19 protein-coding genes are annotated in these 19,264 nt (G+C 67.2%); 16 read left to right on the top strand and 3 right to left on the bottom strand.

The genetic code is table 11. The features are described 5' to 3' along the window. Position 1 precedes the first annotated feature (1 nt). The 3 genes from ACF088_RS18800 to ACF088_RS18790 all read right to left on the bottom strand — a co-directional run bounded on the left by ACF088_RS18800 (position 2) and on the right by ACF088_RS18790 (position 1,893). A complete protein-coding gene (locus tag ACF088_RS18800; protein ID WP_392376892.1) occupies positions 2–592 on the bottom strand; it encodes a hypothetical protein in 591 nt (196 codons plus the stop codon). A 144-nt stretch (positions 593–736) separates the two neighbouring features. Continuing rightward, a complete protein-coding gene (locus ACF088_RS18795; protein WP_392376891.1) occupies positions 737–1,699 on the bottom strand; it encodes a hypothetical protein in 963 nt (320 codons plus the stop codon). Continuing rightward, complete coding sequence (locus ACF088_RS18790; RefSeq protein WP_392376890.1) at positions 1,699–1,893, bottom strand: hypothetical protein; 195 nt, start codon at positions 1,891–1,893, stop codon at positions 1,699–1,701. Before ACF088_RS18790 ends, ACF088_RS18795 begins: the two co-directional genes overlap by 1 nt. A gap of 423 nt (positions 1,894–2,316) precedes the next feature. Here ACF088_RS18790 and ACF088_RS18785 point away from each other — a divergent pair, with 423 nt between their 5' ends. The 16 genes from ACF088_RS18785 to ACF088_RS18710 all read left to right on the top strand — a co-directional run bounded on the left by ACF088_RS18785 (position 2,317) and on the right by ACF088_RS18710 (position 19,199). Beyond that, positions 2,317–3,054, top strand: a complete 738-nt coding sequence (locus ACF088_RS18785; protein WP_392376889.1) for a hypothetical protein — start codon at positions 2,317–2,319, stop codon at positions 3,052–3,054. 200 nt (positions 3,055–3,254) lie between these two features. Next, a complete protein-coding gene (locus tag ACF088_RS18780) occupies positions 3,255–3,560 on the top strand; it encodes a hypothetical protein (protein ID WP_392376888.1) in 306 nt (101 codons plus the stop codon). A 1,092-nt stretch (positions 3,561–4,652) separates the two neighbouring features. Then, positions 4,653–4,919, top strand: a complete 267-nt coding sequence (locus ACF088_RS18775; protein ID WP_392376931.1) for a hypothetical protein — start codon at positions 4,653–4,655, stop codon at positions 4,917–4,919. Positions 4,920–4,991: 72 nt separating this feature from the next. Then, entirely contained in the window at positions 4,992–5,234 is a 243-nt protein-coding gene (locus ACF088_RS18770) for a hypothetical protein (protein ID WP_392376887.1), read from the top strand. Positions 5,235–5,453: 219 nt separating this feature from the next. Next, entirely contained in the window at positions 5,454–5,873 is a 420-nt protein-coding gene (locus ACF088_RS18765; protein ID WP_392376886.1) for a hypothetical protein, read from the top strand. Between the two features lie 895 nt (positions 5,874–6,768). Beyond that, a complete protein-coding gene (locus ACF088_RS18760; protein ID WP_392376885.1) occupies positions 6,769–7,218 on the top strand; it encodes a hypothetical protein in 450 nt (149 codons plus the stop codon). 104 nt (positions 7,219–7,322) lie between these two features. Then, complete coding sequence (locus tag ACF088_RS18755; protein WP_392376884.1) at positions 7,323–7,643, top strand: hypothetical protein; 321 nt, start codon at positions 7,323–7,325, stop codon at positions 7,641–7,643. Positions 7,644–8,027: 384 nt separating this feature from the next. After that, positions 8,028–8,957, top strand: coding sequence for a hypothetical protein (locus ACF088_RS18750; RefSeq protein ID WP_392376883.1), 930 nt, complete (start codon positions 8,028–8,030; stop codon positions 8,955–8,957). 191 nt (positions 8,958–9,148) lie between these two features. Further along, positions 9,149–10,351 carry a DUF2637 domain-containing protein gene (locus tag ACF088_RS18745; protein ID WP_392376882.1) on the top strand — a complete coding sequence of 401 codons (1,203 nt, stop codon included), beginning with the start codon at positions 9,149–9,151 and terminating at the stop codon, positions 10,349–10,351. 440 nt (positions 10,352–10,791) lie between these two features. Continuing rightward, complete coding sequence (locus ACF088_RS18740; RefSeq protein WP_392376881.1) at positions 10,792–12,765, top strand: hypothetical protein; 1,974 nt, start codon at positions 10,792–10,794, stop codon at positions 12,763–12,765. A 205-nt stretch (positions 12,766–12,970) separates the two neighbouring features. Then, the gene (locus ACF088_RS18735) at positions 12,971–14,005 is read left to right on the top strand and encodes a conjugal transfer protein (RefSeq protein ID WP_392376880.1); all 1,035 of its coding nucleotides are present in this window, start codon (positions 12,971–12,973) and stop codon (positions 14,003–14,005) included. An 87-nt stretch (positions 14,006–14,092) separates the two neighbouring features. Continuing rightward, entirely contained in the window at positions 14,093–14,329 is a 237-nt protein-coding gene (locus tag ACF088_RS18730) for a hypothetical protein (protein WP_392376879.1), read from the top strand. Between the two features lie 12 nt (positions 14,330–14,341). Then, positions 14,342–14,920 (top strand): hypothetical protein, encoded by a 579-nt coding sequence (locus ACF088_RS18725; RefSeq protein WP_392376878.1) that lies wholly within the window; start codon positions 14,342–14,344, stop codon positions 14,918–14,920. 11 nt (positions 14,921–14,931) lie between these two features. Beyond that, the gene (locus tag ACF088_RS18720) at positions 14,932–15,741 is read left to right on the top strand and encodes a cell division protein FtsK (RefSeq protein WP_392376877.1); all 810 of its coding nucleotides are present in this window, start codon (positions 14,932–14,934) and stop codon (positions 15,739–15,741) included. A gap of 26 nt (positions 15,742–15,767) precedes the next feature. After that, positions 15,768–16,586, top strand: coding sequence for a hypothetical protein (locus ACF088_RS18715; protein ID WP_392376876.1), 819 nt, complete (start codon positions 15,768–15,770; stop codon positions 16,584–16,586). Between the two features lie 3 nt (positions 16,587–16,589). Then, on the top strand, positions 16,590–19,199 hold the full coding sequence (locus tag ACF088_RS18710) for an ATP-binding protein (RefSeq protein ID WP_392376875.1): 2,610 nt from the start codon (positions 16,590–16,592) through the stop codon (positions 19,197–19,199). The last annotated feature ends 65 nt before the right edge of the window (positions 19,200–19,264 follow it).

Genomic DNA, 19,264 nt, shown 5'->3' with positions numbered 1-19,264 from the left:
GTCAGATGCGCTCACCGTGCGGGGTCGACGGCTGAACGTGGTCGTCCCACTCGCGCGCAGTGCCGCGTTCGGGGCAGACGGCGGCCGGGTCGAGGGGGATGCCCAGCGGCGTACGCTCCGCGGTCTCTTCTTCTTCGTGCATGGCGTGCGCGGGCAGGAAGTCGTACGAGGAGAGGCCGTCGATGCGCTGGACCAGGTCGAGGACCGTGCCGGGCTTCTGGGCGTCGCTGTCGCCCCACAGGGCGGCGATCTCGGCCGGAACGGAGTTGCGGAACCGCTCTCGGGTGGACTCCCACAGGATTACGCCCTGGGCCGTGCGTACGGAGTCAAGGTTCAGTTCGTCGTCGGCGGAGCGAGTGAGAACCAGGTAGGCGCCGGCGGGGAACTGGGCGTGCACTGTTGCAGCGACGAGGGGCAGCAGCGCGCGGGCGGCGGTGCGTGCCCGCTTCTCGGCGTCGTCGAGAACGGAGATGGGGGTCAAGTGTGCGGTGGACAGACGCGGCCGGGCGTTCTGAGCACGTGCGACGACGGTGGTGGACTGGTCGGGCAGGGCGAGCGAGCCGGGATGGTCGGCGAGGGTGAACGTACGCACAGGGCTCTCCTGGGCTCGGGGCGGAGCGTGGTACAGGTGGCGCGCCCCGCCGTGCGGTGGTGTAGAGGGAGCAAGATGGTGGCGCGGAAGAGCCAGTGACCCGGGGCGCGTCGTGTGCCGAGCCCCGGGCCGGGGCCTGTCGGCCTACGCGGCGTCGGCGGCAGGCGCCTCGGTGCCACACCCGTAGACGCCATTGACGGCCGCGCAGGAGCTGCACGCGCCCTCGTTGCAGCACGTCGTGTAGCTGTCCTCGATCTCGGCGTCCTCGACGATGTGCCCGCAGCCCGAGCAGTGGGTGACCGCGGGAAAGACCTGGAACCCGGGCGCCATCAGCTCGGCTTGGGTGTAGTGATGCGGCTCGGGGACAGCAGCGTTGTCCCACTGGATGATCATGCGGCGCTCAGTGTCGTAGCCGGTGACAGTGCCGTGGCGGCCGTCGGAGGTTCGCAGTACGCGGCTCTTCCAGGGCAGAGGCTGGCCCTCGAGGACCGGGGGGTGCTCGGGCAGCGGCCTGAGCTTGTCCACGGAGACCCGGATGGGCTTGCCCTTCTGCCGCGCGCTGATGGCTTCCACAGTGCCGTCGTCGGCGGGCCCTGACTGCACGACGACATCGCGGAATGGCTCGCTCTCGGAGAGGTAGACAGCGGTGGAGTTGACCGGGTACCGCTCGGCGAGCGCGTTCAGCTCCTGGTGCCGTGCGTGTGTGGCAAGCATGTCTCGCACCTGCCGCCCGTCGTGGGCCAGGCAGACGGACGTGCTTACGCCCGACGCGGTGTGCACGACTTCCAGAAGCCCGTCGGCCGAATTGCCGCACTGGATGCAGCAACGGGTGTTGTCGGGCTGGCTTTCCGGGACCAGCGTGTACGTGAACGTCGGCTTCACCGGCGTTTCCGCATGGGAGCCGTTGACGATGTTGAGGATCTCCGCGATTCGATAGCGGAGTTGCGCGCATCGGTCGTGCAGGGCGAACTGAACGCTCTTGGCCTTCTCCGTACGCAGGAGCACGCGCGCGGCGTGCAGGTCGCGGTCGGCGGCGGCGAGCCCCGCCTGATTCGCCGGGTACTGCTCGGCGGGGGCGGAAGCAGGGACAGCGAGGGTGGGAGTCATCAGAAGGGTCCTCCTCGAAGCGCGGGATGGGTGTGGGCGCGGTGTGCGTCGTGGACTGAGGCGCCTGCGCTGATGAGGACTTCGGCGGTGGGATCGTAGGCGTGCTCGATCAGGGCCGGCTGCCAGTCGTCGCCAAGGGGCACCTCTTCTGCACACTGGCCGCACAGGGCAGGGACGTCCACCTGCTCCGGCACCAGGTCGAACTTGGTGACGATGGAGTGAGGCGGTCGGTGGGCAGCTGCGCGACCGGCGCGACCCAGGCAGCGTCCGCGATTCAGTGGGTGGGGTTGAGCACCAGTGCGGGCAGACGGGGCGGAGTGTGGTGGTCTGCGTCGTAGTCGACTTTCCGCCGTACGCCCACGCGATTCGTTGACTAATTTACTCTCTAGCCCATTTCATGTCAAATCTTAAGGGACGCTCGACTTTTGGCGGGCCAGTACGGCCCGAATGGGCCCGCAACCCCCGGCCGGACCCTCGAGCACGTGTCGCCGGGTTCGCGCCGACGGCGCCACGGACCGAACCTCACGCATGTCTCTTATGATTTGACGTCACGCTTTTATGTGAGTAAATTAGTTACACGGGTCGCAGACAGTCCAGACTTCTTCTGAGGAGCCACCATGCAGCGCAGCCTTGCCCGCAAGATAGATCGCGCCGTCAACAAGACCTGGAGCGCTGACCCCAACTCCTGGCGTGCGGGCATGGTCGGGGCTCTCCTGATCTTCCCGGACGGCGCGTTCGCCGACGCTCCTACCTGGCACCCGGGGCCCGGATTCGAGCCCTGCACCGGCTACTCCTGGCTGCGCTCGAACGGCGATGGCACCGCGACCGCCGTGGTTGGCGGGGTCGGCCCCAAGGAGCGCCCGGCTTTCGACGGCGGCGTTTGGACCGAAGCGGAGGTCTGGACCGTCACGGCCGACGAGGAGCTACTGCTGGAGGTCTCCTCCCTTTGGGACAAGCCGCACCGCATCACCTGGATGCTTGATGAAGAGGGAGCGGAGATCCACCGCGAGCCATACGCCAACCACCCGCTCGCGGCCGTCGATGCCTACTGGGACCGTTTCGAACGGACCTGGGGATTCTCGCCCTTCACCCTGGAGGACGGGAGCAACCCCCTTGGCGATGGCCGCCGGTGGCTGCTGCTCACCGCAGAGCCCGGCTGGGGCAACATCCCCGACGAGGTGGACCTGCTGCGCGTCTCCTCCGCCCTCGCCGACATCTTCGGAGCCAAGGTTCGCGTCTACAGCTACAACCGCGCCCGGCGCGACGTCAACGGCCCCATCAGGCGTCAGGGCGTCCACGGCCCCCTCGCTATGAAGCCGATCATCAGCGCCCTGAAGTGCCTCGGCCGCCTGTAGGACGCCCCTCCCCGCCTACGCGGTGCACCCCACCAACGGTGCACCGCCCTGCTCTCCCGTCGCGTCAACGACCTATTCCCATGGCCCCATTCGCCACCCCCACACCCACCACAGCCTCGCCGGCCCGCGTATTGGGCAACTGGGTCGCGCCGAAGAGCGCTGGCCGGACGCGTCAGTGTGCATCGTGAGCGACGCGGGGCGTGGACATCACCGAGGTGTCGGATCAGCAGAAGGAGCGCTGCCGGGCGAGGCGACCTCAGCCAAGGGCAATGCGACTGCCGGGGCTGCACGGCCAGACGGATCTGAACGAAGACGAAGAGGAGACAAGCGTGACCCACACAGATGAGTACGCGACTCTAACGGTCGTGGTGAAGAGGGCCGGTACGCAGGGAGACCCCTGTGATGTGTTGCACGACGAGCACACAGATGTGCTCTTCGTTGGGCACCAGGAGGGCATTACGGCCACCGCTCTGGCACTCGGTGGGGACCCGAGCAGCTGGCTCTGAGGAGTACCAACAGCGCCGATGAGTATGACCTCAACCGAACGCCTGGCCCGGCCGCCCAGGCACCCGCGCCCTGCTGGCCGACTCACATGCGCCGCGCCATCAACAACCGTGCCAACTAGGGCCCCGACTCCCGGTACAAGATGTGGGCCCAGGGCCGCCGGGCGGACGCCCGCTCAATCGTCGCCGTGCGCCCTCCACCGGCCACCGAGGCAGAAACTGAACCTCCCGGTCGGCCTCAAGAGTGCGGCAGCCACAAAGGGATGCCAACAAGCCCCCGACCGCGATGCGGCAGGGGGCTTGTTCGAAGTGATGGCAGAGCTGTGGCGTGTGACGCCCCTACAGTTCACCCGCCTTGCGTGCCCCTGTGGGACCGGCTCATGAATGCCCATTCCGCCGGCAGGTGGTGGCGGCAGGCACAGCTTCGGGCGCACGACCTTCCTACGCCGGGGCGTGCCGGGGTTGCAGGTGGCTCTCCGCCGTGGACTCGAACCACGATCTCCGACGCGGGGGCGACCCGGCCGGCCGTGCTACCTGTTGCACCAACGGAGATTGGCTCGCAGCCCCGGACACCGGACTCAGGGGTGATAGCAACCGGCCGTCGGGGGTCCCGCTCGAAGGAGGACGCCCGGAACTTCAGCCGGACTCTGATCCCAGATGGCAACCCGAGGGCGAGCTGGCCGAGGCCACGCCAGGGACGGGTCGCGGCCGAGAACCGCGCATCCCCATGGAGCCTTCCGGCGCCATCCATAGCCAGACCGGGGGTCTCGCGTGAGTCGGCGGACGGAAGGACCCCCATTCGGCACCCAGCGCTGACCCGCCACGAAGAGGCACTCCCTATCAGGTGGGCGCGGGCGGCCAGGGAACACAGTGGGTCAGGGCCGCGGGCCACGGGCGCGCTCACGCTCCTCAGCGGCAACCCCCGGACCGCATCGAGAGCTTCGGCGAGCCCCGGCTCCTCCCGAACCCTCAACCGCGAGGCTCTGACGCTTTACATTTGACTTCGACGCTTAATTAAGAGTAAACTATTCACATCGGGGGCGTCGTCTTCCCCGGCCACCACAGCCACCACCCCCAGGGAGTCGCGCCTTGACCGTGCTGATCGCCGAGACCATTGCCCCGCTTTCATCACCTGTCCGCCCCCTGGACGCGACAGAGTTCGAGCGAATCGTCTGCGATCAGTGCCCAAAGAAGTCTCCGTACTTCGACGATGGCGACGGCGACCATGACGCCCAGGATGCCGGATGGCATGTTCTGGACCGCGATGAGTGCGGCTGCCCGGTCAGTTGCCCCGACTGCGCAGACGAGTGGTGTGGCTACCGCGACACCAGCCCCCGTCTCGTAGGTATGCGTGTCATCTGACGCTCTCAGGGCGACTGTGAGGGTCGCCCCGCCAGCTCTCCCCCCTAACTCCTACACCCCAATGGAGGCCCCGTGAGCAAGCAGGGCAACACTCAGCAGCTCGATGCACTCATCGACGCGGGCACGATGGAGCAACTACGCGCGGCGCTGCGTGCAGTGCGCAGCAAGACGTGGGGGGCTCGGCAGCCCCTAACCGTCGCCGACTTCCCCATTGACGGCTCAGCCTCCGACGACGAGGCCCGGTACGAGGCGTGCCGCGAGCTGGCCGAGACCATCGACGACGTCATCGGGGATGCCTTGGTGGGCCGACTGTAGGCGGCGCCGGGCGCGGCCGGATCTCCGCGCCCGGCGCCGATCCGCGTCGAGCGGGCTTGGTCGAGAGCTACCCGCATCGCTGGTTACCCGCAGGCGGTTCACCCCTTGCACATTCGAGCAGTGGAGTGACGCTTAACATTTGACTTAGGGGCCTAATGAGAGTAAATTATCCATTGCAAGGGGTGGTCAGCCCCAGGTCCCAGCTTCGAGAGGGTCACCATGAGCAATTCCCCCGAGATCCGCATCTTCAGCCCGATCGCCCTGCGTGTCATGCCCAAGCTACGGCTCGCGGTTCTCGCCCTGGCCCTTCCCGCGCTGTTCAGCGGCCTGGTTCCTCTCTTGGCTTTGGCCCTTGCAGGGTTCGTGATCCTGGGCCTCTGGATGCTCGCCTTCGCCATCTGGCCTGATGGGCGGAGCCGTAGGCGGTTCACCCGCACTCCGAAGCTCACGACCCTCGCCCTTCTCATGGACGGTCTGGCCTTCCTTACTGCTGCGGGCCTGGTCCTAGGTGTCCTCATCGCCGGCAGCACCATGGCCGCCTTGATCACTCTGCCGGGGTTGGCAGCCCTGGGCTTCTTCGCCGTACTGCGCACCCTCCACCACAAGCTTCGCCGGACCGTTCGTCACATCTGCCGCTGACATCCGTGGTGAGCCGAGTTCCAACCGTCGATCGGCGGCCGTCTTCCAGAAGGGTTCGTATCTGTGCCTGCTCCCGCCATCTTCGTACCTCAGCGTTTTTGGGACGGTGACCGTGTCGCCCAGCCGTACGGCCGGAAGGTCTGGCATCGCTGCGGCGGGCGCTGGATCAACTGGCTGTTCGCTGACGAATCGCCCTCCTTCAGCGACCAGCAGGTTGCGGGCGGGCTGATCGGCCAGGAGCGGGCAATCTTCGGCGGGCATCCCCGGGGCACCCGCCCCAGCTTGCGGTACCTGCCTTCCGACCGGACCCGCGGCGGCCTGCCCGGGTCACGCCTGACCGTTCCCGCAGCCATCACAACCGCCGTGCTACGCCTGCACGCTGCCGGTGTCGCGATCTACTCACCCGCAGATGTGTCGTTGCCTCCAACATCCATGGCCGGCCCTGATGCTGCCCGCCCGACCCTCTCGCTGAGTGAACTGCGCAAGGAGCTTGCTGAGGCCGTCGAGAGCAGTGGGGTTGCGGTCCACTATCACCGGCCCGCAGGCCGCTTCTACATCCGTTCCACCAGCACGGGCACTTCCCTCACGTGGACTTACCTCCTCATCACCAGGCTGCGACCCCACAGTGGGGCCTACTCCGCCCCTGGCTCTACGCCACCACCGAGTTCCCGCACAACAGGCTGAGCTCCGACCGGCACCCCCTGCACATCCCTCAAAGACAGCCACATCGGCTCCCCCCTTCCCGTGGCCGGCCACCAGGGCCGTCCCGGTTCCGCCCTGACGAAAGAGGCCCACCATCCCTGATCGCCCGCCCATCGGACAGCGCCCGTACGACCACTCCAAGGGCGTCCCCACTCTGAGCGTCGAATCTGAAATCGACGGTCGGCTTACCACCGTGACGTTCCAACCGGGCCTCACCGGTCACGGACTTGAACTGAGGGTCAGTCTCGTCGCCGACGTCTCCACTCGCTTCCGCATCCCCCTGCACTTCTCCGTCCACTTCCACAGCGACGGCGCTCAATGGGAGCTGCACCGCATCGACTCCAAGCAGCGGGATTCGCTCACCTCCGTACAGGCCGTACGGGACCGCGTGGGCGAGCACGCCTCTCAGATCCTGGAAAAGCACCTCGGCGACCTCGAATCGGTTGTCGTCGCTGGCCGTGAGATCGTCGCAGCCCGCACACTGGACGACGTCCTCCAGGCCCGCGCTGATGTCGCCCGTGCTCAAGCTCGTGAACAGCAGGCGCTGGCCACGATCGCCGGGCTTGGCGTTGGCGAAGAACGCGCAGGCGCGGTGCACGCCCAGCTACGCGCCAGGGAGCGCCACCACTTCTTCGGGCAGTGACACGCCGTCCGGAGTTCACACCCTCGCATCGGTGGCGAGGGACACCAATACCTCGCCCCGAGCCCACGCCCACTACCCGCACTGAGGACACCAAGGAGCCAGATTTGGCACGCAACATCGGCATGGGGCCGAACTCGCCGTTGTACCGCGCGGTGATCACTGCGACATACACCGAAGAGGACCCTCTCATCGACGACATGAATCGCTACCACGCCAACAACGAGACCCTCAGCCGTGAGGGTCTCACCTTGACCTGGTACGAAGGCCCGTACAGCGCACCGGGCAGGGTCAGCAGCCGAATCACCACCTGGCGCAAGATCTACGCGAAGAAGCCCTACGCCCGTGTCGAGTGCTACCCCGAGATGTGCCAGCCTCAGTGGCAACGTACCCCCGGCCCCTCCGACGGCCGCTCCGGCGCTGCATGAGCTCACTGGGAAGAGCCAGGCCCTTTGGACCCCGTCCAGGGGCCTGGCTCGTTCTGTGCCGCGTGACCTTCAGTCCCGCGTCCCGCTCCACGGTGCCTTGCGACTTCTGTCTTCTCCAACCAACCGCCGACAGTGAGATTGCCAGACCGCTGTTCGCGCTGTTCGGCTGAAGGGGCAACCTTGTGTTCCAGCATCTGCCACTACGAGTCCAAGAGTGTCGCCGTCGCCCGCATGAAGAACGGTTTCCAGACCTGCCGGTCCCGGCGTCATGCTGCAGGGGCCCACGCTTGCGCTGCACCATGGCTCGTCGCAATAAATTAGACATCGCAGCTTATTGAGAGTAAATTAGCACTCTCGGGGTACACCGGACTTAAGGAGATTCCTTTGACGAGCTCACACGACCTCAAGCAGGCGTTCAAAGAACTGCCCAGCCAGATCACCCGCCGGCAGATCCTCGATGCAACCCACCGCTCCGCTGGAGCTCTGAACAGTTTGATCGAGACCTACCGCGACTTTCCCCCCCTCGTCGGGGGGCGGGGGAATACTCACGTCCGCGACCGCGACGCAGTGCTCCGCTGGCTTCTCGATCACCCTGAGCTGCTAGGCACCCGGCGGGGACCTCAAGTCGTCGCGCAGCGCGCGCGCACAGCTTCACCCGGGCTGCTTGTAACAGTGAAGGGCTTGAGTACCGCGCTGGGCATCACCCGAGAAGCCGTGCAGTACTACACCTCCCACTTCACACCCGAGAAGTCGGCCGACCCTTTCCCGCCTGCCACTCGCCAGGGCCGGGCAACAGTGCGCTCGTGGCCAGCGGTCCGCTCCTGGCTGCTCCGCCGTGACGCCCCCCTTCCGTCGGGCGAGATTACGTGGCCGCAGCTCCGCTCCTGGCTGCTTGCCATCTACGAGCAGGAGAAGGACGAGGTCGGCCAGCTCCAGGACGAACACGGTTTGAGCCTGGCGCAGCGTGATGTTCTGGAGCGTGTTCGAGTCGCCACCGCCCTGGGGCATACCGTTGATGCCCAGTGGACGGCTGATCTTCTCGACCTGGACGAGCCGCAGGCCGTTGCCGAACTCCTCGCGGGGGGAAGCCCGGTGCCCAACGGGCGCCTTCCCCTCCGAGCGTTGTCGAGTGAGCTCGGATTCGGCGTTCACCGCCTCGTTGGCTACGCACGCCGCTACCCGGCCGGATGTCGCGATCCGTTCCCGCCGTCCGACGACTGCGACACGAGGGACGTTGAAGAGGTTCGCGCGTGGCTCCGCCGCGGCGACTATGTACCCGACGCCGTGCCTGAAGCGAAGGCTTCCGGCGCCTGAAGTCTGTGCCTACCAGCCCAACCCCGTGAGCGCGGACGGCACTGCGGCATTCGGCGGTCGCCATCCAGTCTCCATTCGAGGCCGCCTCCACCTGGGCTGATGACATGTGCCCCGGTTTCTGTGGGGCCTCTGTCCACAAGCTCACCTCCGCACACTTTCTCGATCCGAAGTGATCAAGGGGAGTGAGCGGCGTGGGGCGCAGCAACAACCGCAGCATCAGGCTGAGCAGGGCCCAGAGGGTGCTGGTCGCCGTGGTCGTGCTCGGTGCGACTGTCATTGCCGCCATTGGGTTTGCCGGGTCTTACACCGCGGTTCGCGAGCTCGCCGCGCGCAAGGGCTTCGGCTCCTTTTCGGTGTATTTCCCGCTCGGGGTCGATGCCGGCATTGCCGTACTGCTCTCGTTGGACTTGCTCTTGACGCACCTGCGGATCCCGCTGCCGATGCTGCGTCAGGTGGCATGGCTGCTGACCTTGGCGACCATCAGTTTCAATGCCGCCGCAGCATCTGACGCGATCGGCGTTGCCATGCACGCGACAATTCCGGTTCTGTTCGTGGTCGCGGTCGAGGCCGCCCGGCATGCAATAGGTCGGCTTGCCGCGATCACCGAAGATCAGCACATGGACGGGATCCGTGTCAGCCGGTGGGTCCTCGCACCGCTCCCGACTTTCCTGCTTTGGCGCAAGATGCGCCTATGGGAGCTTCGACGCTACTCCGATGCCATCAGCGATGAGCAGGACCGCTTGGTCCATCAGGCCAGGCTGCGTGCGAAGTACGGGTGGCAGTGGCGGCGTCGCGCACCACTCGACGCGTTGCTTCCCCTGCGCCTGGCTCGGCTCGGCGTTCCCTTGCGTACCTCTGCAGGGGCCGGCTCCGCGACTGAGCCCCCTCCTCCCGTCCCTGCTCCGCTCCCTCCGGAGAGTGGCACATCGCCCTGCGGCGAAGAGGTCAGGGAACCTGCTACCTCGACGTCCGATGCCTCCAGCAGCACTGACGCCGACGAGTCTGCCGCCAAGCCGCTTCCGCTACAGGGAGGGCCGGCAGGCACCGCCGATGGGACAGCAAAGGCGGGGACACCAAGTTCTGCGCCTGCTCTCCGCACCGGCGTTCGAACTGTGCCGCAACGCCGTCGCGCACCAAAGCAGCTGGCCGGCGGACACACGGCTACTGTGCCTGCTCCCGTTGCGCAGGTGCACCGTGACGCGGTGGAGGGTGCACGGACGAACGCGGATGCCATTCGCTATGCGCTGGCCACGAACGCGGGCGCGGACGACAGTGCCGTCGTCACATGGCTCGCGGAGCTCGGCCGCACAGTGAACCGGGGCCAGGTCTACCGGGTCAAGCAGCAAGCCGAGAGGAAGCGCCAGCGCTCCTCGTCCGTCACCGCATCCGAGTAGCCGCGCGAGCCCGAGCCCGTTGCTGCCCACATCCGTCGAAGGGCAGCAACGGGCTCTTTGCGCTGCCTACGACGGCGCCGGCTCGGCAGCAGCAGATGGGCGTCCGTACGGGCAGCAGCTTGCGGACGCTGCTGCCGCAGGACCGTCAGCCATGAGCAGCAGTAGCGGTAGCTGCTACTTCCGACCAGCGATCGTGGCACAGCGCGCCGCGGTTGGCGCACGCGACGAACGTAGCTGGTGTGCGGTCATCAACGGGTGGCCGCTCGGCACAGCCACCGAAGCGCGTGTATCCCCATTTTCCAGCTAGCTTGCTCATCTGCCCATCGCGCGGTTCGGCGACAGTGCTCTGCGTCCTTTGCCATTCCCTGTCCACAGGTGCGCGCTCTTAGCGTCCGTATCTGCCCGGCCGGGCGGTAAGAAGCAGGCGGAGGAGCGGACCGATGGCGCGTACGGAGCTGGACCGGCAGATCGAGGAGGGAGCCGAGCTCGCTGCGACGTTCGTGGGACGCTTCCTGAGCGGCGCACCGTTGACGGATCAGCCGCGGGCTCCGGGCGGAGCCCCTCGGTGGCAGCACGTGATGCTGCGGCTGGCTGTGCTCGGGTGGGCGGCTTGGGCCGGGTGGACCTGGTGGTGGTTGGGGGATCACGAGCGGGTGATCTGGCCATCGGCCGGCGCAGCCGTCGTTCTGACCACGGCCGTGAGTGTGTTGCGGGTTCGTGGCAGGACGCGCCGTCGGCATATGCAGACCTTGGTCGTACCGCTGGCTTTGGCGCTGAAGGAAGTGATGCCGGTCTGGGACGACACCCAGCGGCTGGCCGCAGTGACCATTCCGCTGGACAGGTCGTTCGTGAAAATCGCTCTGCCGGACGCGTGGCACGGACAGGACGGACATAAGGAGATTCTGCGCGAGTTGATCCATGCCCGGCTCGGCGGGCAGTGGTCTGCTGAATGGAACCTCAAGCGGTACCCGTTCTATGTGCTCTTCCAACCTCAGAAGAAGAAGGTCACCTACGAGATCCCGGACCGTGTGGATTTCTTCGCCCCCGAGGTGCAGCAGGCCATCAGCAACTGCGAGCCCGGACAGCTGCTCCTTGGCCTGGACGAGCGTTCCGACGCTCTGCTGAAGGAGATGACCGGAGAGAGTGCCATGTGGGGGCTCTCGGTGGGGTCCGGCGGCGGTAAGTCGAGCTTCCTGCAGATGATCATCACCCAACTCGTTGCCCAGCGGGCCACGGTGATCGGCATCGACGTGAAGATGGCGTCGATCAACTGCTTCGACGATGTCGAGGGAGTCCACCTCTACAACGACCCGGGCAATATCGGGGACATGCGGGCCGCCATCTCCTGGGCAGCCAGGGAGGTCGAAGCACGCAATTACATGAAGCAGCAGAATCCTGGAAAGGATTTCGACCGACTCACTCTCATCCTGGAAGAGGGAAATGAATTCGGCGACGCCTCGAAGGAGTGGTGGAACGAAAACAAGGAGAAGGGAGACCCGGCAAGCGATCCGATCTGGGGCGACATCGCGTCCATCATGCGCATGGGCCGCCACGTGAACGTGACGATTATCGGGGTCTTCCAGGATTTGCGGGAATCTGCGGTCGGAAACCGCGGCCTGCGCAACATGTTCCGCCTGTTGCTGTTGGGCAACTTCAACGCCAACCAATGGAAAATGATCGTGAACACGAGCCCGGTGCCCGAGTCCGTCGACAAGGCCGGCCGGATGCTGGTCATCGAAGGCAACCGCCGGGTGTGGATCCAGGTCCCTTACGCGGACCCCGACGCTTTCCGCGAGCACTGCATCCAGCTGCGCGCCGAGCGCGGGTACTCCACCGGAGACCTGTACGGCACTCCCCCTGCGCGCAGCCCGCAGCGCCTGCCCTCATTGCTGCAGGTTTCCCGCCCGCTGCTGACCAAGCAGACGCCACCAGTCATCGCGGAGCATGCGGATGCACGGCCTACCACGGACAGTAGTTCCGCAGGTCAAGCCCGCAACGAGCCGGAGCGTTTCACCTCTGCCGACCAGGGGCGTTTCAGCAAAGACACGGAAGGAGAGACAGAAGTCGATCCGACGGTCGACGCCGCCCCGGTCCTGTTGGAGGAGCCTGCCCAGGAGCCCGAGGAACGGCGGGAACTGCTGACCCTGGCTGAAATCTCCCGACGGTTCACCGCCCGCGGGACGGAACTGAACGCCAACACACTTCGGACGCACAAGTTGCGGCGAAAGGACTTTCCCGTCGGCGTCGTTCAGGACGATGGGAAGGAGCGCTTCACGATGCAAGCCATCGCCACCTACTACGAACTCGACTGGGTCGAGGAAGGCGAAGGTGGCGATCCGCAGGATTCCGACAACGACCCAGATGGCTGCGGGGCCGAAGAAGAGACTCTCAGCGAAGACTCACACATCGAATAGCAGGGCCATACATGGCGGCGGCCGCGGAGGGTTTCCTCCGCGGCCGCCGCCATGTGCGTCGCCGCCCCTCGAAGTCCCGGACTTTATCCACAGGCTCACGCTTCTACGTTTCTCGGGTGAGCTTCCCACCGCAGAAAGCAGGACTGACCACCCGGTCGTCCGCATCGGACGGGACTGGGAAACGGGATGGGCCGAGGAGCAATTCATGAGTACTGTGCGGAAGATTCTCAATCTTCCCGATAAAAAACCCGAGGGCGGTGAGCACCAGGCCGCCGCAGCCAACGAGGAAGCACCCTTCACTGCGGCGGCGTCCACGGGCACAGACCTGACGGAGTCGGGCTGGAACCACGGGGGATGGGCGCAGGAGGCGGAATCCTCCGGTCGCTCCTTCGCCCGCCGGGCCGGACGCGTCGCCATCTGGGCGGTGATCGGGCTGGCGGCGTTCACCGGCGTGCGCAGCTGGGTCTTTCCCGTCAAACCGCCCGCGGTGTCCCCGCAGACCAACTCGGCGGCCGAGGCGCGCAAGAAGGATGTGCCCACCGAGGAGGCGCAGCAGGTTGCCGCGCGTTTCGGCCGCTCCTACATGACGTGGAATTCGCAGACTCCCCGGCTGCGGGCCCAGGAGTTGGCGATGGATCTGCCCAAGGGTGCGGACACGAAGATGGGTTGGGACGGCCAGGGTGCGCAGACTGTCTCGCAGACCATTCCTGGCACGGTCACCCAGACCGGCGGCAAGCATGCGCGGGTCGTGGTCGATGTGCGGGTCAGCTACACCGTGCGGGAGAAGAAGAAGAGCTCCGTGGTCTCCCGGTGGTACGGCCTCGAGGTGCCCGTGGCGAAGGCCCGGGACCGGGTGCTGGTCAGCGGCCAGCCGGCCCTCGTCGGGATGCCGGAGGCTGCCCCCTACACGCCGAAGACCGAGCCGGAGGCCGATTCGGCCATGGCCGGGGCGACCCGGCAGACGGTCAAGAACTTCCTGACTTCGTGGGCTGCCGGCAGCGAGGACCAAACCGCTGCGCCCGGTTCTCACATCGCCCCACTCGGCCACGGACTGACGCTGGGCTCCTTGGATTCCTGGACGGTCGACACCGGATCCGGCGACAGGCGGACAGGCACCGCAGCCGTGCGGTGGCAGATCGCTGGCGCCCAGCTGCAGCAGTCCTACCGGATTGCCCTGACCCAGGTATCGGCCAGCAGCGGAACTCGGTGGCAGGTCCAGCAGGTGACCGCGGAGTCCTGAGCTCCCGGGTCTGCACGACAGCACTGCCGGTGACCTCCCGGCGCCCTCCCCTCACCTCACCTTCAACCACAAGGGAGTCGCTGCACCATGGGCGAAACCAATCCTCTCGTCTCGTGGATCCTGACCATCACCGGATCCCTGTTCATCGCCGTGTTGGCGGCGCGGGCCTTCGGGCACTGGGCCAAGAAGGAACACGGCGCCCTGATCACCCACATCGTGGGCGGCGCGGTCGTCGCCTTCTTCATCTTCAACTCCAGCAAAGCCGTCACGATCTTGAAGATGGTGGGCGAGAAGCTCTCCTCCATCTTCACCGGCACCGGCTGATCGGGGCCGGCCATGCGCACTTCGTCCACCTACTCCCGGCACTGGGACATCGAGACCCGCCAGCATGAACTGCTCGGGCTGGACCTCGGCGAGGGACTGCCCCGCACCACGCTGCGCTACGGCGCGGCCATCTTCCCCCTGTACTGGGGCGGTTGGCTGCTGCTGTTCGGCTTCCCCGCGCAGGGCGCAGCTCCGCTGTTTCTCCTGCCTCCGCTGGGCCTCACCTACTACGGGGCGAAGCGTTCCGCCACCTACTGGCGGCGGACCAACCTCCTCGTCTGGGCCATCCGCCTCAACTACCTGCACACCGGTGTGCGGCCCGTGCTGGGCCGCGGCCGTATCCCAGCGCCGAAACCTGGCATGAAGCTGCGTGTCCGGCGCCTGGGGGAGCAACTCCCACAACTGGCAGAACTTCCCTCCCTTGCGCCCCTGTTCGCTCCGGCCGAGGACGACGGACCTGACCAGGCCGAGTCCTATGGCCCGGCCGCGCGCATTCGTCCGCGGTTGCGCGCCTACGGGCCGGATGCGGTCGCCAAGGCACGCGCCAAGTACCGCAAGAAGCAGCGTCGCTCGAAAGGCAATGAGAAATGAGCCGTCCCGTCATGACCCCGAACACAGTCCTGCGCGACTCGGTCCGCCTCGACGACGCCTGCACTCCGCCCTTGCTGGTGAGTCCGGACCTGCTCCTCGGGCTGGCCGCCGGAGACCGGCCGGTGACCGTGCCCGACCGCACCGACCACGTCCTGGTCGCGACCGGTGCCGGTGGTGGCACCACCACGGTGCTGCGGTCGCTGGCCGCCCAGGCCCTGGCCCGCGGCGCCCAGGCCGACATCCTCGATCTCACTCACGCCGAGCACACCTGGGCCCGCGAGATTCCTGGAGCTCGTCACCTCAACGACGTCGCTGAGGTCCACGACTACCTCATGATCGCCGCGGGCGGCCTGCGCAACGACCGCCAGGAGTCGAGCGACGGCTGGGGCGGACGCCGCGTCCTGGTCATCGAGGAGCTCGCCGGGCTCGTCGAGGCTCTGCGCGCGTACTGGTTGCTCACCCGGCCGGAGACCCAGCTGCAGGAGGCGCCCGCAGTCGAGGCTCTGGCTCTGCTGCTGGCATCCGGTCGCGTCTGCGGCTGGACGATCCTGGCCGGGGACACCGGTGGCAGCCTCCCGGGTCCGGGCGCCGTGAGCCCCCGGGAGTTCTCGACCCGAATCCTGGGGTACGGCAGCAGCCTGCTGTGGAGGCGCCTGGCCCCCGGCGTCCCGGCCCCGGAGCCCTCGGCCCGCATCGGCCGCTTTCACGTGATCGAGGGCGGGGCGGCCACCCCGTTCCAGGCTCTGTACCTGACCAGCGCCGAAGCGCGCGCGTTCGCCCTGGCAGGTTCCGGCGTCACGAACGGGCGGGGTTGCGCGTGAAGGTGCCGCAGCCGGCGGTCCCACGCGTGGGACTCGACGATCTCGACGCCGGCAGTCTCGACCGGGGGCCGGGCCCCCTCCTCGGTCTCTCGGATGCCGGTGCGCCCGTGCATCTCGGGCCGCGCGCCGGCCACATCATGGTGGTCGCCTGGCCGGGGTTGGGTGCGACCACCGCGCTGCGCTCCCTGGCCGCGCAGTACACCCGGCGCGGCGCGGACGTCGACATCCTCGACGTTGCCGACCAGCACACCTGGGCCCGCGGCCAGCCGCGCGTCCAGCGCTACGCAGATGCCGCCTCCGTGCACCGTCACCTGCACCACCTGGCTGAGCAGGTGCGCGCGGAACGGTCGGGGGCACCGCGTGTCGTGATGGTGGAGAGCGACTTGACCATCAATGCCCTGTTGCGGTTCGGACACCACCCGCCTCTTGGCGGCACTGGTCTGGACACCCTGACCACCGTTCTGGGCGCCGGGCGGTTGTACGGGATCCGTGTCGTCCTGGCCTGCCGGGCAGTGCCCATCCCGCTCCGCCATACGGCCCGAAGCCTGTTCACCACGCGGTTGCTGGCCGGCCCCACCCCTCTCACGTGGCACCTGCTTGGCGGGGCCGGTACCGCGATGCCACCGGAGGAGTCGTTCCACGCCGGCCGGATGCACCTGGTCAGCAACAGCACCGAACGGCCGGTGCAGCTCCTGCAGCTGACCGATCTGGAGGCAGCCCGTCTGGCCTCCACCGCGGCTACCTCCTCCACCCCTCCGCATGTCCGACGCCGCTTGCGGGGACGCCCGCCAGCCCTCGCGCCGGCCGCCTCAACCTTCCAGATACCGCACACGCGAGGAGATTGACCGATGAGCAGCACCAGCAAAGCGGCCAAGAAGTCCGTCTCCCGGTTCGGCCGGATGCTCGGACTGGGCGCCGAGCGCATGATGAAGGAACCCAGGCTCGTCGCCCTGGCGGATGGTCTCGTGGTCACCGACACCGCCGCCGAGGCGTGGTACGTCCTGTCGGCCTCGAACACCGACTTGATGCCCGAAGCCGCCCAGGATGCCGAGCAGGACGCCGCCGCCCTGGCTCTGGCCAAGGTGTTGCCGGGCTTTGACTGCCATCTCAAGGTGATCTGGGCGCGGTTGGACGGCGAGATCTACCGCGAAGAGGCCCACAAGATCTTCACGGCCGGCGATGTCGAGTCCGTGGCCTCGATGTGGGCGGAGCGGTTGGACACCCTGGACCTGCCCCAGCGTCACATCCTCCTTGGGGTACGTATCGCAGAGCGGGACTCCGCCACGAACGCGACCGTCAAGAGCACCACCAGCGACGCGCTCGGGATCGGCCGCACCGGGCTGGAGCAGGCAGAGCTTGCTCAGCTCGACGCCCTCGTCCGTCGTATGGAGCGGCGCCTGGAAGCGACGCCTTGGCGCGCGCGGATCGCGCCGGTCGAACTCCTTGCCTGGGCGATCAGCCGTGAGTCCTACCGGCCTCAGCCCGCTCCGCCCCGCCTGCCCACCGTCACCGGGGCCTCCCTGGTGCGGCTGACGCAGTCCAAGGCGATACCTCACGCCGATCATGTACGTCTGATCGATGGCCGTGGGCAGACCGCGGCGTGGGTGTCGGTGTTGGCGATGCCGGAGTTTCCCGAGCAGATCGTCACCCCCGGCGAGCAGGAGTGGCTGCGCTGTCTGAGTGAGATCACCTACACGCACCCCGAGACCGGGTTGGACGCCCTGGTGTGTCCCGAGGCCAGCGTGCGGTTCACCGTGTGGCGCAAGGGCCATGCGATCAAGGCCGTCGACAAGGTGCGCCAGAGCGCCAAGGAGCAGAGGCGTTCGGCTGCTGAGGGGAGCGCCGGGGAGACCTTCGCCGAGACGGAGGAAACGGAGGTGGTCATGGAGGGACTGCGCAAGAGCATGTCCCGGGACGGCCGGACCCTGCTGGAGGACCATCCGCGTCTGATCGTCGTCTCCACCGAATCGTTGGAGGACTTGCGCGCCCGCACCGACGCGGTCATCGGACACTACGCCGGCCTGTCGATCGACGTGACCGTTGCCTCCGAGGAGCAGCGCGAACTGTGGTTGGAGACCCAGATCGGGGACATGCTGCGTGTCGACGATTTGCGGCATGTGCGCGGTACCGACGCGCTCGCGGCGAGTATGTTCTGGGGCGGCTCGGAGGCGGGCGATGACCAGGGGCCGATCATGGGCCTGCTGACCGGAACCACGCCCGGGGTGTGCCGGATCGACATCACCGCGGGCAGTGCGAGGGGGGACGCCACCACCACTGCGTTCGTGGGTCGCTCGGGTAGGGGCAAAACCACCGCGATGATGCTGGCGACCCTCATCGCAGCCCTGAAGGGCAGTTTTGCGCTGATGTTGGGCTTCAAGGGCGATGAGGAGGGGTTGATCAAGGCAGGTGGGTATCTCGGTCTCGACTCGCACCACGTCACCTGTGGAAGTGAAACCCCGGCCGTCGCCGACCTCTTCCGCCTCCTGCCGCAAGGCGACGCGGCCCTTCAGGTGGTCTCCCAGCTCCTGATCATCCTTCCGGAGCGGATGCGTGACGCCGGTGTGGAGACGCGGCTTCTGCGGGCCTGCAACGAGGTAGCAGCCCATCCCGATGCAGCGACCTGGCGCGTGGTCGAGCTGCTCAAGAACAGCGGTGATCCGCTGGCCGCAGAGGCCGGCGAAGCGCTGGAGGAGCTCTCACGGACGCCGCTGGGTGCTCCGCTGCTCGGGGCTCCACGGCCGGGCGCCTCCCCGCTTCGTCCCGAGCCGGGCCTGTGGCTGGTGCAGGTTCCTGGCCTGGCGATGCCCCAGATGGGCACCGCACCGCGCGATATGACGATGACCGAGCGGGCGTCGCTGGCTCTGATGAGGGGATTGATCGCGTACGCGCTCAATACGTCCGCACGGCCGGACCTTCGCGACCTGCCCAAGGTGATCTCGATTCCCGAGGTGCACGTGTTGACCGGCACGGATGACGGCCGCCGGTTCATCGACTACATCGCCCGCACCGGCCGCGCGCTCGATACCAGCCTCGCCATCGACACGCAGGACCCCAAGAGCTTGCTGGGTATGGACGGCGTGCTGGAAGCGATCACTACGGTTTTCGCTTTCGAGCAGAGCACGGCCGTACAGCAGGATGCCATGGCGGAACTGTTGCGGTTGCCCGTCGGTACATCGTCGCGAGCCCTGATCCACGGTGTTGGCAAGACCGCGCACGGCGAGATCCGGCACGGACACTGCATCGTGCGTGACCGCCGGGACCGGGTGGCCACCATGCAGGTCGATGCGCCCAGCGCCGAACTCCTGCGCGCTCTGTCCACCAATCCCAAGGACCAGGCCGAAGCCCACGAAGCCAGCACCGCCAAACCCGACTTGCACAAGGACGGTTCCCCTGCCGGCGAGGGCGAGGCGGCTGGCTCTGTCCACAGGCCCGGGCCCCCAGCATCGGAAGACGCATGACACCGATCCGCTGCGGCCCGGCCGTTGCCGGCCGCGCCGCGCCAAGGAGGCAGCCTCGCATGACG

It is taken from the genome of Streptomyces sp. NPDC015125, assembly GCF_043080045.1.
GTDB lineage: Bacteria > Actinomycetota > Actinomycetes > Streptomycetales > Streptomycetaceae > Streptomyces.
Note: the sequence above shows the minus strand (reverse complement) of the source record. Positions and strands in the feature narration are given on the sequence as shown.

What these genes read in the sequence shown, in the direction of transcription:
- ACF088_RS18735 (WP_392376880.1), top strand. Translation starts at nt 12,971, where the DNA reads ATGAGTACTGTGCGGAAGATTCTCAATCTTCCCGATAAAAAACCCGAG.
- ACF088_RS18730 (WP_392376879.1), top strand. Translation starts at nt 14,093, where the DNA reads ATGGGCGAAACCAATCCTCTCGTCTCGTGGATCCTGACCATCACCGGA.
- ACF088_RS18740 (WP_392376881.1), top strand. Translation starts at nt 10,792, where the DNA reads ATGGCGCGTACGGAGCTGGACCGGCAGATCGAGGAGGGAGCCGAGCTC.
- ACF088_RS18720 (WP_392376877.1), top strand. Translation starts at nt 14,932, where the DNA reads ATGACCCCGAACACAGTCCTGCGCGACTCGGTCCGCCTCGACGACGCC.
- ACF088_RS18710 (WP_392376875.1), top strand. Translation starts at nt 16,590, where the DNA reads ATGAGCAGCACCAGCAAAGCGGCCAAGAAGTCCGTCTCCCGGTTCGGC.
- ACF088_RS18785 (WP_392376889.1), top strand. Translation starts at nt 2,317, where the DNA reads ATGCAGCGCAGCCTTGCCCGCAAGATAGATCGCGCCGTCAACAAGACC.
- ACF088_RS18725 (WP_392376878.1), top strand. Translation starts at nt 14,342, where the DNA reads ATGCGCACTTCGTCCACCTACTCCCGGCACTGGGACATCGAGACCCGC.
- ACF088_RS18795 (WP_392376891.1), bottom strand. Translation starts at nt 1,699, where the DNA reads ATGACTCCCACCCTCGCTGTCCCTGCTTCCGCCCCCGCCGAGCAGTAC.
- ACF088_RS18765 (WP_392376886.1), top strand. Translation starts at nt 5,454, where the DNA reads ATGAGCAATTCCCCCGAGATCCGCATCTTCAGCCCGATCGCCCTGCGT.